General features: G+C 41.3%; 14 protein-coding genes. 13 read left to right on the top strand and 1 reads right to left on the bottom strand.

Annotation, left to right across the window (positions count from 1 at the left end; translation table 11 throughout):
* Positions 1-6: 6 nt before the first annotated feature.
* Entirely contained in the window at positions 7-192 is a 186-nt protein-coding gene (locus PPBDW_RS11775) for a hypothetical protein (RefSeq protein WP_036795686.1), read from the bottom strand.
* 153 nt (positions 193-345) lie between these two features.
* Here PPBDW_RS11775 and flgK point away from each other — a divergent pair, with 153 nt between their 5' ends.
* The 13 genes from flgK (at position 346) to fliG (ending at position 15,927) form a co-directional block, all read left to right on the top strand.
* Positions 346-2,367 carry a flagellar hook-associated protein FlgK gene (gene flgK / locus PPBDW_RS11770; protein WP_243423012.1) on the top strand — a complete coding sequence of 674 codons (2,022 nt, stop codon included), beginning with the start codon at positions 346-348 and terminating at the stop codon, positions 2,365-2,367.
* Between the two features lie 12 nt (positions 2,368-2,379).
* Positions 2,380-3,636 carry a flagellar hook-associated protein FlgL gene (gene flgL / locus PPBDW_RS11765; protein WP_036795685.1) on the top strand — a complete coding sequence of 419 codons (1,257 nt, stop codon included), beginning with the start codon at positions 2,380-2,382 and terminating at the stop codon, positions 3,634-3,636.
* A 361-nt stretch (positions 3,637-3,997) separates the two neighbouring features.
* A complete protein-coding gene (locus PPBDW_RS11760; RefSeq protein ID WP_036795683.1) occupies positions 3,998-5,527 on the top strand; it encodes a flagellin in 1,530 nt (509 codons plus the stop codon).
* Positions 5,528-5,613: 86 nt separating this feature from the next.
* On the top strand, positions 5,614-6,051 hold the full coding sequence (locus PPBDW_RS11755; protein ID WP_036795681.1) for a flagellar protein FlaG: 438 nt from the start codon (positions 5,614-5,616) through the stop codon (positions 6,049-6,051).
* Between the two features lie 11 nt (positions 6,052-6,062).
* Positions 6,063-7,511 carry a flagellar filament capping protein FliD gene (gene fliD / locus PPBDW_RS11750; RefSeq protein ID WP_036795680.1) on the top strand — a complete coding sequence of 483 codons (1,449 nt, stop codon included), beginning with the start codon at positions 6,063-6,065 and terminating at the stop codon, positions 7,509-7,511.
* A gap of 8 nt (positions 7,512-7,519) precedes the next feature.
* Positions 7,520-7,819, top strand: coding sequence for a hypothetical protein (locus PPBDW_RS11745; RefSeq protein ID WP_036795679.1), 300 nt, complete (start codon positions 7,520-7,522; stop codon positions 7,817-7,819).
* A gap of 52 nt (positions 7,820-7,871) precedes the next feature.
* Positions 7,872-8,273 (top strand): flagellar export chaperone FliS, encoded by a 402-nt coding sequence (gene fliS, locus PPBDW_RS11740; RefSeq protein WP_036795678.1) that lies wholly within the window; start codon positions 7,872-7,874, stop codon positions 8,271-8,273.
* A 251-nt stretch (positions 8,274-8,524) separates the two neighbouring features.
* Positions 8,525-9,970: a sigma-54 dependent transcriptional regulator gene (locus PPBDW_RS11735; protein ID WP_036795677.1), complete on the top strand. Its 1,446-nt coding sequence runs from the start codon at positions 8,525-8,527 to the stop codon at positions 9,968-9,970.
* 313 nt (positions 9,971-10,283) lie between these two features.
* Positions 10,284-11,306, top strand: coding sequence for a sensor histidine kinase (locus tag PPBDW_RS11730; protein ID WP_036795675.1), 1,023 nt, complete (start codon positions 10,284-10,286; stop codon positions 11,304-11,306).
* Between the two features lie 29 nt (positions 11,307-11,335).
* On the top strand, positions 11,336-12,712 hold the full coding sequence (locus PPBDW_RS11725; RefSeq protein WP_036795673.1) for a sigma-54-dependent transcriptional regulator: 1,377 nt from the start codon (positions 11,336-11,338) through the stop codon (positions 12,710-12,712).
* Between the two features lie 62 nt (positions 12,713-12,774).
* On the top strand, positions 12,775-13,086 hold the full coding sequence (fliE, locus tag PPBDW_RS11720) for a flagellar hook-basal body complex protein FliE (RefSeq protein WP_036795672.1): 312 nt from the start codon (positions 12,775-12,777) through the stop codon (positions 13,084-13,086).
* 62 nt (positions 13,087-13,148) lie between these two features.
* Positions 13,149-14,894 (top strand): flagellar basal-body MS-ring/collar protein FliF, encoded by a 1,746-nt coding sequence (fliF, locus tag PPBDW_RS11715; RefSeq protein WP_036795671.1) that lies wholly within the window; start codon positions 13,149-13,151, stop codon positions 14,892-14,894.
* The gene (gene fliG / locus PPBDW_RS11710; RefSeq protein WP_036795670.1) at positions 14,887-15,927 is read left to right on the top strand and encodes a flagellar motor switch protein FliG; all 1,041 of its coding nucleotides are present in this window, start codon (positions 14,887-14,889) and stop codon (positions 15,925-15,927) included. Before fliF ends, fliG begins: the two co-directional genes overlap by 8 nt.
* The last annotated feature ends 19 nt before the right edge of the window (positions 15,928-15,946 follow it).

Genomic DNA, 15,946 nt, shown 5'->3' with positions numbered 1-15,946 from the left:
ATTATATTACACAACAATATCAATTAAACTCGAGACCATTTTAATTAGGTCATTACTCTCAAATAACGCACCTTCTACTTCCTTATCAGATACTTGCTGTGGCTGTTGTTTATCATCGACACTGTCAGTAATGAGCGGTACTACTACTTCTTTTATCGCGTAACCAATTAATCCTGAAAGTAAAATATTCATTAACTCGATCCTTTGTTAGGTATTTGGTTTTGCCGTTAGTTTACCTATATCGGCAGCACCGCCAAAAGTATAAGTAAATAAATGCCAATTAACAGTATTTATTTAAACACGGATGTTACGAAGGGATTTATTTAAAAGTGGTTCATTTCTTGCTTGTTAGCTGCAGCGTTATCGCAACACGTTGTAGGTAATGGTTTAATTTTCAGTGGGGAGCAATGGGCAATGGCGTTAGATTTGATGCAAATTGGTGTGAGTGGCTTACGCACATCTCAAAAACAATTAGATGTGGCAAGCCATAACATCACCAACGTCAACACTCCTGGTTATAGCCGTCAAGTTGTTGAACAAAAAACCGATGATGCCCAATGGAATGGCAATAGTTACTATGGTACTGGTGCTTACATTGATAATGTCAGTCGTGCTTACGACCAATTTGCTGCCCGCGAACTCACACTTTCAACGACTCAGTTAGAAGAAGCGAATGTTAAACAGCAACATTTAACGATGTTGGATGACTTTACCTCTAAAAGTGCGGTCAATAGTGTTAATAGCATGAATGATTTTTATCATTCCGTACGCTCACTAGCTGATACCCCCAATGATCTTGGTAGCCGCCAAACCGTGTTAGAACATGCTAATCAAGCGGCGGCTAATTTAAATAATGCACATGAAATGCTGACGAATATTCGCACTGATGTTAACCAACAATTAAGTGTGTCATTGGAGCGGGTGAATGCATTAGGGCAAGAACTTGCCGCGGTAAATACCAGTTTGCAACAACAATCTAGCCGTGATGGCAGTAATGATCTGTTTGATCAACAGCGTACTCTTATTAATGAATTAGCCAAATATACCCAAGTTACTGTCTTGGCGGATAAAGGCAGCTTAGCCCACACCGTTATTATTGGCAGTGGCGATACTTTAGTGTCAGGCGTGAGTGCATCACAGCTGAAAGTCGTTGATGGTGATCCAGATATTGCCAATAAACAAATAGCGTTAGTTAATGGCAATAGTAGCAAGCCAATAAAAAGTGACACCATTGGTGGTAGCTTAGGCGCGATGCTGACAGTACGTGATGATGTTATTGATAAAAGCCTAGATCAACTCGGACAGATGGCGATTGGGTTTGCTTCTCAAATGAACCAATTGCAAAAACAGGGCGTTGATCTTGAAGGTAACCAAGGCCAAGATTTGTTTAACGATGTTAATAGTGCTAATGCTATGTCGCAGCGCGCGCTTAAACCGTTTGGTAGCCAAAGCGATATTAGCGTTAAAATTGAGGATATTAATCAGCTTAAAATCGGTGATTATCAATTAGTCAGTGAGGCTACTGGGCATACGTTAATTGATCAACAAGGTAATAAAACTCAGCTGACCGTCAATGCTAATGGTAAATTTTCTACCAAGATTGATGGTTTAGAAATTACCGTAAATACCCCACCGACGTTAATTGCAGGTGAAACAGAAACAGCAGTGATTCAACCATTGCGCCGTGGCGCTGCTGATATATCGCTCGCCATGACAGATCCTCGTGGACTTGCTGGACATAGCCAATTAATGGCGATAGCAACAGAATCCAATACTGGCTTGGCAACCATTGCTAAAGTATCGACGGCGGTTCCCGATAATTTTTCTGGCCGTTACCAATTACAGTTGAATGCAGCGGGCGATCAAATCACGGTTACCGATTTAAAAACTAATGCTACGGTTGAATTAGCTGATAATAGTTATTCAGCCGTAAATGGTGCCACTGTTGCTTTTAAAACCGGTACTACAACGTCAACACCAGTGATGACTTTGTCGGCTGGTGCGCAAGCTAATGACAGTTTTGAAATTGAGCTCGGTGCTCAAAGTGCCCAAGGTGGTAACGGCAACTTTTTAGCAATGCAGCAAGTGCAGCATCAAAAAACCATGGCAGAGGGTAAATCAAGTGTGATTGATTTATTTGAAGGCTTAGCAACCGATATTGGTATGCTTAAAAAAAATGCCGATAAATCGAGTGAGATTAATCAGCTTGATTTTGATTCCGCGTCTGAACGAGTATCCAATTTATCAGGGGTTAACCTTGATGAAGAAGCAGCAAACTTAATGAAATTTCAGCAATCGTATATGGCGTCATCACGGATTATGTCGGTGGCAAAAGAAACCTTTGATACTTTAATGCGCGCAGTATAACGAGGAGTTGTCATGATCAATCGCGTCTCAACCGCAAGCCAATACCAAAATCTGACTTCCAACTTAATGCGTAAGCAAGGTGAACTTAATCAAACTAATAGCCAACTCTCTAGTGGCAAACGGGTTGAAACCGCCGGTGATGATCCAGTGTCATCGGTCACTATCCAGAACTATCGCCAGCAGTTAACTCAACTTGATCAATACAATAGTGCGATCACTTTGGCTAATAATCGTCTGCAAACTATGGAAACCGCGGTGGCTGGGGTTGAAGATAATTTAAGCGCGACCAAACAAAAAGTGCTGGGAATGATCAATGGGGCGATGGCAAGTAATGATCGTACTGCGTTTAAAGACGAATTAATTAGTTTGCGTGATGGTTTACTTGAATTGGCAAATAGCCGTGATGAAGCCGGTAATTACGTGTTTGCGGGTAATCAAGTTGATACCAAACCATTTATGCAAGCCCGTGATGGCAGTATGGATTATCACGGTGATAGCCAGTCACGTTATGCGCAAATAGATAAATCGGTCAATGTTAAAACCAGTTTACCGGGTGATCAATTGTTCACTGATATCCCTAATCGCTATGGTGATTTTAGACCAGTATTTAGCGATGGTGCCGGCGGTTTAACGGAAGATTCTAAACTACATTTACTGTCCGCTACCACTACCGATTTTGCCAGTGCTGAAGAGATAGGTGTTAGTTTTGAGAATATTGAAACCACTGATACTGCAGGTAATACAACCACTACCATGCATTACAGTTTAACGGTTGGTGGTAACTTAGTCGCTGATAAGCAGCCTTATGATCCTGAGCAAGGGATAAATTATCAAGACCCCGCTGTTGCAGGGAGTCCGAGCTTAGAGTTTAAATTTGGGGCGGTGAGTAGTGGCGATAGCATCACTTTACAACCTGCTCAAACCATCAATATTTTTGATTCGATTCAAGACGCGATTGATAATGCTGAGCGTCCAACATCATCACCTGCGGCAGAAGCAAACTTACAACGGGTGATTGATGATCTCGATAGTGGCTTTGTACACATGAACCAACAACGTTCAGAAGTCGGCACCATCATGCAGCAGGTTGATCGTCAATTAGAGCAACATCTTGATTTTGAGTTAACCCTAAATCAGGCTCAAAGTGGTTTAGAAGATCTTGACTACAGCAAAGCAATCATGGATATGAATCAACAAATGATGGCACTGCAAGCCTCGCAACAAGCGTTTGGGCAAACCAAGCAATTGTCATTGTTTAATTATATTTAAGGGAAGAGCAGGGACGAGTTTCGAGGAAGAGCAGAAACGAGTAAAAGCAGTGGTAAGTAATGAGAATTTATTTTTTGATACTTGACTATAAGTTGAGGATATTGAAAACTCGCCACTCGCCACTCGCCACTCGCCACTCGCCACTCGCCACTCGCCACTCGCCACTCGCCACTCGCCACTCGCCACTCGCCACTCGCCAAATATTCCCTCTATTTATCAATTGTTAAATTCATATACAAAATCCTAAAAATAATCCTAAAGCTTCGCCAAAAGGTGCCGTTAACTTAAGCACAAGTTAATTAAATCTCTTTTTAACCCGGCAACACGTCTGGGAAAGATCATATCAAGGAGTGTCACCTTTATGGCTATTACAATTAATACCAACGTAACAGCAATGACTGCCCAGCGTAACCTTAACAATGCAAGTAGCAGTGTTGCCGACAGCATGCAAAAGTTATCATCTGGTCTGCGTATCAACTCAGCAAAAGATGATGCTGCGGGTATGCAAATTTCAAACCGTTTAACTAACCAAACCAATGGTCTAAACGTAGCAATGCGTAACGCCAATGATGGTGTGTCAATGGCTCAAACCGCAGAAGGTGCGATGTCAGAATCAACTACCATCATGGAGCGTATGCGTGAGCTGGCACTACAATCTGCGAACGGTTCAAACTCAGATAAAGACCGTGAAGCAATGCAGAAAGAAATGGGTGATCTGCAAAGCGAAATGAACCGTATTGCTGATACCACGAGCTTTGGTGGTCAGAGCCTACTTGATGGTTCGTTTGGTTCAAAATCATTCCAAATTGGTTCGAATTCAAATGAAACTCAAAGCCTTGAGTTAATGGATGTGTCTGCGCATGCTGTGGGTCGTTCATACTCAGGTGTTGCAACTGCTGCTGATGCAGTTAAGACTGGTTTTGATGGCGGTATGTCAACTGGCTCATCAGAGTTTGCATTTAAACTCGGTGATGCTGAGCATAAGATTGCTGTAACACAAGACATGACTGCTGAAGATTTCCAAAATAAAATTAATAATGCAGGCGGCGTGAGTAATGTCTCGGTAACAGAAAAAACTGCAGGTGTTAAAGCTGAAGATGCAGTTGTTGCTGAACAAAAGCTATCAGGTATCACTGGTAAAGTTAGTCTTGCAATTGGTACCGTTACTGTTGCTGTTGATGCTGCAACTCAAGATACAGATCAAAAGATGGTTGCTCACATTAATGCTGAAATTCAAAAGAGTAGTAATGCTGATGAAAAAACAATGAAGGCATCTATTAATGATGACGGTGAAATTATCATCTCGGGGCAAACAAAAGGCGCAGATTTAGATATTCAAGCAACAGTAGTAGCTGGTAATGCTGGTACAGTTACGGTAGGAACTGAGACTGCTAATAGTGATGGTACAGCTATTGTTGCACAAGGTACCAAACAAACCACAACTGGTGAAGCAGCTGTCACTGAAGAAGCCGCAACCTTTAATATCGATTTCTCGAAAGCGAAATTTGATACTGATATTAAAACGTACGATATTGGCGCTGGAAATAAAGATATTGCAACTGGCACAGTAACCACTGAATCAGTAGCAAGCCTAGATCTATCAACTCAAGAAGGTGCACAAAACGCAATCGACGTGCTTGATTCAGCGATGGAGCAAGTGGATGAGAAGCGTGCTGAAATCGGTGCTTTCCAAAACCGCATGAGCCATACCATGAGTAACTTGGCTAACATCAACGAAAACGTAAATGCGTCAAACAGCCGTATTAAAGATGTTGATTTTGCCTCTGAAACTATCAACATGACCAAAGGTCAGATCCTGCAACAAGCGGGTACTTCTATCCTTGCGCAAGCAAAACAAATTCCCCAAGCAGCACTTAGCCTACTAGGTTAATTCGCCGCACAGTTATGCCCTGCTGATACTATCAAGCAGGGCATTATTATATTTTAATCGCTGATAATAAGCTCAAGGAACTAGCTATGGCGATCAATCCTACTTCATTACCTTATAACGTGTTTACTCACTCGTTAGTACAAGAGTCCAATAGCAAATCAGCGACTCAATCAACCGCATTAAATGTCCCCTCAGAATCTGGTACCGATATTAATACAGGCAATGATTTGCCGCCAACAGAACAGGTTAATGCGCTTAATCGAACTGACATTGACGATCCTCTTAATTCATCTTTGCCACAAGACCATTCAGAGCAAGAGAGAATTAAGCAGATTGAAATGGTTTTACAGCAATTTAACCGTAGTTTACGTTTCCACCAAGATGAAGAAACAGGCAAGCAGATTGCCACAATTGTTGATAAAACCAGTGGTGAAGTGATTCGCCAAGTTCCGGCACAAGAATTGCTAGAGTTAAACAAAAATTTAGCCAAGCATGCACTGGGCTCTATCAGTAAAACGGTGTAGAGGACATAACTATGGGGTTAAGTGCTGCCGGAATGGCATCAGGGCTCGATATTGCAGGGATGACACAGCAGCTGGTGGCTGCTGAACGTAAACCGAAAGCGGATCGAATTGAAACGCAACAAAAACAGGTTAATGTCTCCCTTAGCGCTTACGGTCAGGTAAAATCATCCGTGAGCGCGATGCAATCTATGTTAGAAAAATTTGGCAAAGATGAAGCGTTTAATGGCCAAAAAGCCACTTCAGATAACAGTGATTATTTATCGATAAAAGCCACATCAACAGCCAAAAACGGGGTGTATAACATCAACATCCAGCAAATGGCACAATCACATAAATTGATGAGCAAAGAGTTATTCAGCGCTGATCCGGAAGCCTCTTTAGGTAGTGGTGAGATGGTGATTAAGGTTGGTGATAAATCCATGACCTTAAATATCGGCGAAGATAATGATGATCTATCGTCAGTGGTTGATGCGATTAATAACGCTAATGATAACCCCGGCGTTACCGCAACTTTAATCAATACCGGCGAAGAAGGTGGCTCTAAAATTGTATTTTCAACCACTGAAACTGGTGAGAATAATACTATTGAAATAGATACCTCGGCCATGACGGGGCAATTAGCCTCGTTAGCTTACAACGCAGATATGCCCGAGGTAGAAAGAAAAGTTGAACAAATGCAGGCTGCGCAAGATGCAAAGATTAGGATCGATAATTTCACCACTGTTAGCAGTAGTACTAATACCTTTGAAGATGTAATTGAAGGGGTAACGTTAGATCTTAAAAAGCTCACGGGCACATCAGGTACGAGTAATCCTGAAACTGATGATATCGACGTCAAATCGGTAAAAATCACTATCGAAAGTGATGAAAAAAGTACCAAGGATTCACTTAAATCATTTGTTGATAGCTACAACAGCTTGATGAGTACCATCGATAAGCTAACTGGATTTGATGCAGATAAAGATCCTGATGATCCCAATCGTGCCGGCGCATTGAATGGCGATAGTTTAACTCGTTCAGTGACCACGCAAATGCGTAACTTACTTAATGAGCCGATTGATATTAACGGCAAGCTTTATCAAATGTCTGATTTCGGCATCTCGATGCAACGCGATGGTACGTTAGAGCTTGAAGAAGACAGCGATAAACTTGATGACATTATCAGTGACAATTTTGCCGTTATCGGCCAATTTTTTGCTCAAGAAGACACTGGCTTTCTGGCTAAAGCGGATAAGTTATTAGACGGTTTTACTGATAAAACTGACGGTTCATTAACTGTTAAAGAAGACACATTAAAAGAACGGCAAAAATCGTTAGACGATGATATGACAGATCTCAATAAACGTATGGTCGCTTATGAAGATCGTACCTATAAACAGTTTTTAGCGATGGATGAAGCCATCGGTCAAATGAATAATCAGCTCAGTAGTATGATGAGCTTAATGTTGTCATTTGACTAAGGATAACAATGCAACAGCTAACTCAATTAGAACACCAAATCGAGCAATTATTGCTAGCAGAAGATTATCCTGATGATTTTCCGCAGCAATTAGAAAACTTAGTTGCTTTGCGTCATCAACAAGTGGAATTAGTGCTTAAACAACCGAATTTATCGCGGGCTGTTTTTGATGATGTGGTGGCACGTACGCAAGTCATGAAAGGGTTATTACAACAACATAAAGATCGTATTGGCGCACAGTTAGTACGCTCGAAAAAAAGTCAAAAATCATTATCGCTCTACAGCAATATTCAACAACATGGACAATAACGATTGATCTCAGGGTTATTGATAACGTCCCAGCTATTTAAAGGATAATAACATGCGTGGTTCTCTTCAGGCATATAAGCAAGTTTCAGTGAATGCACAACTCGCTAGCGCATCACCGCACCGTATCATTCAAATGTTATACGCAGGAGCGATAGAACGTCTGATTCAGGGCAAGGCGGCGATGGAACAGGGTAATATAGCGGTTAAGTGTGAGCGTTTGACTAAAGCGTTAGATATTGTATTAAGTCTACGCGATTGCTTATCAATGGAAGAAGGCGGTGATATTGCAAAGAACCTTGATGCACTTTATGATTTTATGGGTAGCGAGATTTCACGCGCTAATGCGGAAAATGTGACTCAGCCTCTTGATGATGTGATTGGTATGCTACGTGAAATAAAATCAGCATGGGATCAAATTCCAACAGAATATCACTATCTTACTGAAACTAATTAAAGGTTATTTATTATCGGCAACCATCATCAATGTTGCCGATAATAGTTATTTTTAGTGTTTTTAGGCTAAAAATGGAATAAAAGCCGTTCAAATGCATAGTTATTTGTATTGGTATCACAGCTTTTATACGTCAAATCTTGCCTTATGGCGCGCATTAATTACAATGTAGCTACCATCTTCTTGACTGTTGTTCCCTTCACTACATTGAATATACAGTCAGGGTGTACTCTTATAAAGGCAATATCCATCTTATGCTCGGTTTAGTAAATACGCTTGTTATTGATGACGATCCACAGCAACGTCATGATTTAGGTGTCATCCTTAATTTTATGGGTGAACATCATAGTGCGCTGTCATCACAAGATCTTACCGTGTCATTATGGGAACAGCCATGGGGTATTTGTCTGTTAGGTACGATCACTAATACCAAAAGGTTAACTGGTATTATCGATATGCTTAAACTATATCCACAGATTCCTGTTGTTGCATTAACTAATCATCATGAGCTGTTGTCAGAATTGCCTAATTATATTGGCGATCTTAAACTCCCGCTACATTATAACCAATTAGCAGATGCCTTCCGTCATTGCCAAGAATACTTAGGTAAACGAGTTCATCAAGTGCCTTCTTTAGGGCGTAAGAACATGCTATTTCGAAGTATGGTGGGTCGTAGTGAAGCCATTAGTGATATTCGTCGGTTAGTCGAGCAAGTTGCCGCGTGTGATGCTAGTGTATTGATTTTAGGTGAGTCAGGTACAGGCAAAGAAGTCGTCGCGCGTAATGTACATTACCATTCAGAGCGTGGTAAGGGTCCGTTTGTACCAGTGAACTGTGGTGCTATTCCACCAGATTTACTTGAAAGTGAATTGTTTGGTCATGAAAAAGGTGCATTTACTGGGGCTATTTCAACCCGTAAAGGGCGGTTTGAGTTAGCAGAAGGTGGCACCTTATTTTTAGACGAGATTGGTGATATGCCAATGTCGATGCAAGTTAAATTGTTACGTGTATTACAAGAGCGCAGTTTTGAACGAGTTGGCGGTAGTCAAACGATTAAAGTTAACGTGCGTATTGTTGCAGCAACCCATCGCGATCTAGATAAAATGATTGCTGAAAGATTGTTCCGTGAAGATTTATATTACCGCTTGAATGTATTTCCAATTGATATGCCAGCTCTAAGGGATCGCATTGAAGATATTCCGTTGCTATTGCAAGAACTGTTAACTCGTATGGAAGCGGAAGGTGCTAAACGGATTCATTTCACACCGCGAGCAATTGCATCGTTAATGCTGCATGATTGGCCTGGAAATATTCGTGAATTAGCTAATTTAGTTGAGCGTCTAACGATTCTTTATCCTGGCGAAATGGTAGATGTAAATCATCTGCCAGTGAAATATCGTTATGGGCATTTACCTGATTTTGTACCAGAAATCAGCACGACTTCAATAGAAGAGCAAGAGCAACAAGCGTTGGCTGATATGTTTGCCGCGGAAGATACTGAGATTACACCATTAGGTAATGGTTTACCGCCAGAAGGGTTAAATCTTAAAGAGATGTTAGCAGAGCTTGAAGTGGAAATGATCCGTCAAGCATTGGGTGCTCAATCGAGTGTGGTTGCACGTGCTGCTGATATGCTGGGTATGCGCCGTACTACTTTGGTTGAAAAAATGCGTAAATATGGCTTGTCGAAAGACAGCTAATTCACCCTGACCATTTTTATAAAAAAGCCACTGTCATTAATTTGGCGGTGGCTTTTTTTATGTGATATTGAGAATAGTTGTTTAATAAACAATCACAAAATATAGCTATTACCAATATTTGACAGCTAAATGAGAGCATAAATTCATCATTATCGATAAAGGAAGCTAATTGCATTCATTAAATTGTTACTAGTGTCATAAAAGTGACACTACGTGTGAGTGGTTGCAATTATTAACCTATTGATAATTAAGTATTAATAGTGGTATGTAACTTGCATTTGGTTACTGTTATTGTATTCGTTTCAGGTTAATCATGAGTGACTCACCCGCAACATTATTGGCGTTAAACCAGCAAGTAGAACGTTATCAACAGGTATTAAAAGTGATGCCCGTTGCTGTCATTTTGTTGGATGAGAAAGGTGTTATTACTGAAGCTAATCAAGAGGCATTGCGGCTGTTAGGTGAGCCATTAACAGGTCAACGTTGGGGAGAGATTATTCAACGTAGCTTTGCTCCACAAGATGATGATGGTCATGAAGTATCACTACGCAGTGGTCGTAAAGTGAAATTAGCCATTTCAGCCTCAGCAGCAGGACAGTTAATAGTGATCACCGATTTAACTGAAACGAGGCAGTTGCAATCACGGTTAAGTGAAATGCAACGTTTATCATCATTAGGGCGGATGGTTGCATCATTGGCACATCAGGTACGGACACCCCTTGCCAGTGCGTTGTTGTACGCGGCTAACTTGGCTTCATCAGGGTTAAGCCCAACGACTCGCTCACGGTTTCAAACTAAGCTAGTGGATCGATTGTACGATCTTGAAAAACAAGTCAATGATATGTTGCTATTTGCTAAAGGTGGTGACAATAAAGTGGTGAGTGAATTTACTGTTGAAAGTTTACTCAACAGTTTAGAGGCGATGATAGAAACCCAAGTACTGAGCAATGACGTTGATTTTAGTATTGACTGCGATGATGAAACATTACAGTTGCTAGGTAATGAAAATGCGTTAGCTAGTGCAGTCTGTAATTTGATCACTAATGCGATTCAAATGGCGGGTAAAAGCTGTCGCGTCGCAGTGCGGTGCCAGCAACAGGATCAGGTGTTACTACTTAGTGTGACTGACAATGGTCCCGGCATTGCTGTAGAGGATCATCAAAAAGTGCTAGAGCCCTTTTTTACCACTCGAAAACAAGGTACTGGATTAGGGTTAGCGGTAGTACAGATGGTGGTATCAGCCCATAAAGGCCGTTTGATATTAAATTCACAGCTCGGATGTGGGGCAACATTTACCTTGCAGTTACCGTTAGTTGCATCAGCCCAAATAGCATAATGGTTCAAGTTAACGATGGAGAGTAAAACATGAGTCAAACACGGGTATTAGTCGTAGAAGATGATGCAGGTTTACGTGAAGCTTTAGTCGATACACTCGCACTGGCGGGCTATCAATGGCTAGAAGCGGAAAGTGCAGAGCAGGCGTTAGTGCTACTGAAATCTGAACCGATTGATATTGTAGTGTCTGATGTGCAAATGGCTGGTATGGATGGTTTAGCTTTATTACGCAGTATTAAATTACAGTGGCCCAAAATACCAGTGCTGTTAATGACAGCTTACGCCAATATTGAAGATGCAGTCGCTGCGATGAAAGATGGCGCGATTGACTACATGGCGAAGCCGTTTGCACCGCAAGTGTTACTTAATATGGTTGGTCGTTATGCACCAATTAAACGCCATCCTAACGATACTGTCGTGGCTGATCCTAAAAGTATTCACTTATTAGCAATGGCAGAAAAAGTCGCTAAAACCGATGCCAGTGTCATGGTATTGGGTCCAAGTGGTTCTGGTAAAGAGGTGTTGTCACGTTATATTCATGATCATTCACTGCGCTGTGATGGGCCATTTGTCGCGATTAACTGTGCTGCAATTCCAGAGAATATGCTCGAAGCAATGTTGTTTGGTTATGAAAAAGGTGCATTTACAGGGGCTGTGCAAGCTTGTCCTGGTAAATTTGAACAAGCACAAGCCGGCACTATTTTGCTGGATGAAATCAGTGAAATGGATATCAACTTGCAAGCTAAGCTATTACGAGTATTACAAGAACGTGAAGTTGAGCGGTTAGGTGGTCGAAAAAGCATTAAATTGGATGTACGGATTATTGCAACCAGTAACCGTGATTTAAAAAGCTATGTTACAGAAGGTCATTTTCGTGAAGATTTGTATTACCGCTTAAATGTATTTCCAATTACATGGCCTGCGCTCACTGAGCGTGAGGGCGATATCGTGCCGTTAGCGCAGTTATTTCTCCAGCGTCATGCTTGTCAGCAAGGTATCGCTGTACCTGTGATGAGTGATTGTGCGCAGCACAAATTATTACAATATTCATGGCCTGGAAATGTGCGTGAGCTTGATAACGTGATTCAACGCGCGTTAATCATACACGATAACCTTATGATAACTGGGCAACATATTCTACTTGAAGGGCTTGATTGGTTGCAGATAACCAATGTACCAGTAGCGTCTGAAAGTGCAGCAGTAGTTGCCACCTCAGCAGGATCACCAACCGTTAATGATAGTTTGGGTAATGAATTACGGGGGCAAGAATTCAGTATTATTTTAGATACTCTAGTTGCTTGCCAAGGTAATCGTAAACACATGGCAGATAAATTAGGAATTAGCCCTCGAACATTGCGCTATAAGTTAGCCAAAATGCGTGATGCAGGGATTGAGTTGCCAGTGTAAGCCGATTGACTATATACAATAACAATCCTTTTTAGTTGTAAATAAAACAGTGAGATTATGCAATGAAAGTTAATGGATTAGCGACTGAAATGCAGACGATGCGTTTAGAAGCACAGAACACTATTCGTCCAGCTACAGGCCAGCAAGTGAGTGCTGATTTTGGCAATTTACTCAATGACGCGATTAAGTCGGTTAATACCCTTCAAGGCCAATCAAGTGATTTAGCAACCAGTTTTGATCAAGGTGATCGCGGCGTGTCGTTATCGGATGTAATGATTGCGCGCAATAAATCCAGTGTGGCTTTTGAAGCGACGGTTCAAGTGCGTAATAAAATGGTTCAAGCCTACAAAGAATTAATGAATATGCCGGTATAAAGACCGTTATTATCGTCGATGTGGTAAGCGCATCATTTTGCTATATGTGTGAGTAATAAATAGTGTCAGATCAAATTGTTAATCAACAAGTTACGGTTGCAAATAATAATACTTCGCCGGTATTGCGCGATGAATCTCAAGATCCCGATCTTGCAGAGAAGAAAGCATCGCGTACCGACAGTATTTTAGGCAATCTTGATCTGTTACGGCAGGTAATTTTAGTGCTATCAGTCGCTATTTGCGTGGCGTTGATTGTGATGGTCGTGGTGTGGATAAAAGAGCCAGAAATGCGGCCATTAGGTAGCTATGATACCGAAGAATTGATCCCGATATTGGATCACTTTGATCAAAAGAAAATTGATTATCAACTTGATGGCAATACCATTCGTGTTCCGGCGGATAAATACAGCAGTATAAAATTAGATTTAACGCGTAGTGGTTTAAACAGTCGCACCGCAGAAGGCGATGACATTTTATTGCAAGATATGGGGTTTGGTGTTTCACAGCGATTGGAAAATGAACGTTTAAAATTAAGTCGTGAACGTCAATTAGCCCGTGCTATTGAGCAAATTAGCCAAGTGCGCAAGGCACAAGTGTTGCTGGCAATGCCAAAGCAAAGTGTATTTGTGCGCCATAATCAAGATGCAACCGCTACGGTTTTTTTAACCTTAGCTTCAGGCAGTGCGCTGGGCCAACAAGAAGTTGATTCGATTGTTGATATGGTTGCAACAGCGGTTCCTGGTTTACGTCCGACTCGAGTTACTGTCACCGATCAACATGGGCGTTTATTAAGTTCTGGCACCGAAGATCCTAGTTCCAGTGCTAAACGTAAAGAATATGAACTAGAGCGTAAACAAGAACAGTCATTACGTGAAAAAATTGATGCGATTTTAATGCCCGTTTTAGGTTTGGGTAATTATACCTCGCAAGTTGATATCGCGATGGACTTCTCCGCCTTAGAAGAAACGCATAAACGCTACAATCCTGCAACGGCCGCTACTCGAAGCGAATTTACCCGCGAAGATAGCAATGGTGGCCAAGTGACTGCTGGTATTCCCGGCTCATTAAGTAATCAACCGCCAGTCAGTAGTTCTATTCCTGAAAATATTAAAGATATGCAAGCGGGTAGCAGTAGTGGCAGCGGTCGTATGCACCGTGAATCAACCCGTAATTATGAATTAGATACCACGATCAGTCATAAGCGCGCTCAGACTGGGGTGATCGATCGCCAAACGGTGTCGGTTGCGATTGACTATAAAACCATTGTTGATCCCAAAACGGATGCCGTTACGCGAGTACCGATATCTGAAGCTGAAATTATTAAAATTCGTCGTTTATTAATGGGCGGGATTGGTTTTTCAGAAGCTCGAGGTGATTTATTAGAAGTCTTATCAGTGCCGTTTGCATTACCAGAAGAGCAATTGTTAGCCGAGATGCCGATTTGGGAAAATCCTAATTTTAGTAGTTGGATTCGATGGTTGGCTGCTGCATTAGTGATTATTGTGGTGATCGTAGTATTAGTGCGTCCGGCAATGAATAAGCTGCTATATCCAAATAAAACGGCTGACGGTACGTTATTAGATGAAAATGGTGTACCCATCTTAACTCACAGCAGTAATAGTGATGGCACAGGCTTAATTGGTGGTGATTTAGACCCACATGAAAGTTTTGAGTTAAGCAGTAGTAGTTTAGATCTCCCTAACTTACATAAAGATGAAGACTTACTTAAAGCGGTGCGTGCCTTGGTTGCCAATGAGCCAGATCTTGCCGCGCAAGTAGTGAAAAGCTGGATGAATGAAGATGGCTAATGACGTAGCAACAGTTGATAATAAATTTGATATTAAAAGCCTTAATGGTGCTGAAAAAGCAGCTATTTTATTATTAAGTCTCAATGAGCAAGATGCAGCGAGTATTATTCGTCACCTCGATCCAAAGCAAGTGCAGCGGGTCGGCGGAACAATGGCAAGTATGAAAAACTTAAATCAAGATAAAGTCTCTAGCGTTCATCGTTTATTTTTAGAAGAGATTCAAAAATACACCAGTATCGGCATGGGTAGTGAAGATTTTGTTCGTAATGCATTAGTGGCAGCATTAGGTGAAGATAAAGCTAATAACTTGGTCGATCAAATACTGATGGGAAGTGGTTCACGTGGGCTTGATTCCTTAAAATGGATGGATCCACGTCAAGTTGCCAGCATTATCCTTAATGAGCACCCTCAAATTCAAACTATTGTTTTGTCATATTTAGAACCCGAACAATCTGCTGAAATTTTATCGCAATTTCCTGAGCGAGTACGGTTAGATTTGATGATGCGTATTGCTAATTTAGAGGAAGTACAACCTGCAGCATTACATGAATTAAACGATATCATGGAAAAACAATTCGCTGGCCAAGCGGGTGCGCAAGCTGCAAAAATTGGTGGTCTTAAAGCGGCAGCTGAAATCATGAACTATCTCGATAATAATGTTGAAGGGTTGTTGATGGATCAAATTCGTGAAAACGATGAAGAGACTGCTACCCAAATTCAAGATTTGATGTTCGTGTTTGATAACTTGATAGAAGTTGATGATCGCGGTATTCAAATTTTATTACGTGATGTACCTCAAGAGCTATTACAAAAAGCCCTTAAAGGTGCTGATGATATGTTGCGTGATAAGTTCTATAGCAATATGTCTAAGCGTGCGGGTGAAATGCTGCAAGAAGATTTAGAAACAATGGGACCGATTCGAGTTGCTGATGTAGAAGCGGCTCAGAAAGAGATCTTATCTATTGCTCGCCGTTTATCTGATTTAGGTGAATTAGTGTTAACGGGTAATGGAGGCACTGATGAATTCTTATAATCGCGTTGTTATTTCAGCG

It is taken from the genome of Photobacterium kishitanii, assembly GCF_000613045.3.
In the GTDB taxonomy this organism is placed as follows: Bacteria; Pseudomonadota; Gammaproteobacteria; order Enterobacterales; family Vibrionaceae; genus Photobacterium; species Photobacterium kishitanii.
The sequence above is the reverse complement of the archived record's forward strand: the minus strand, read 5'-3'. Positions and strand labels throughout refer to the sequence as shown.

Coding starts and splice junctions, on each gene's coding strand:
- PPBDW_RS11775 (WP_036795686.1), bottom strand. CDS start 192: ATGAATATTTTACTTTCAGGATTAATTGGTTACGCGATAAAAGAAGTA.
- flgL (WP_036795685.1), top strand. CDS start 2,380: ATGATCAATCGCGTCTCAACCGCAAGCCAATACCAAAATCTGACTTCC.
- PPBDW_RS11760 (WP_036795683.1), top strand. CDS start 3,998: ATGGCTATTACAATTAATACCAACGTAACAGCAATGACTGCCCAGCGT.
- PPBDW_RS11755 (WP_036795681.1), top strand. CDS start 5,614: ATGGCGATCAATCCTACTTCATTACCTTATAACGTGTTTACTCACTCG.
- fliD (WP_036795680.1), top strand. CDS start 6,063: ATGGGGTTAAGTGCTGCCGGAATGGCATCAGGGCTCGATATTGCAGGG.
- PPBDW_RS11745 (WP_036795679.1), top strand. CDS start 7,520: ATGCAACAGCTAACTCAATTAGAACACCAAATCGAGCAATTATTGCTA.
- fliS (WP_036795678.1), top strand. CDS start 7,872: ATGCGTGGTTCTCTTCAGGCATATAAGCAAGTTTCAGTGAATGCACAA.
- PPBDW_RS11735 (WP_036795677.1), top strand. CDS start 8,525: ATGCTCGGTTTAGTAAATACGCTTGTTATTGATGACGATCCACAGCAA.
- PPBDW_RS11730 (WP_036795675.1), top strand. CDS start 10,284: ATGAGTGACTCACCCGCAACATTATTGGCGTTAAACCAGCAAGTAGAA.
- PPBDW_RS11725 (WP_036795673.1), top strand. CDS start 11,336: ATGAGTCAAACACGGGTATTAGTCGTAGAAGATGATGCAGGTTTACGT.
- fliE (WP_036795672.1), top strand. CDS start 12,775: ATGAAAGTTAATGGATTAGCGACTGAAATGCAGACGATGCGTTTAGAA.
- fliG (WP_036795670.1), top strand. CDS start 14,887: ATGGCTAATGACGTAGCAACAGTTGATAATAAATTTGATATTAAAAGC.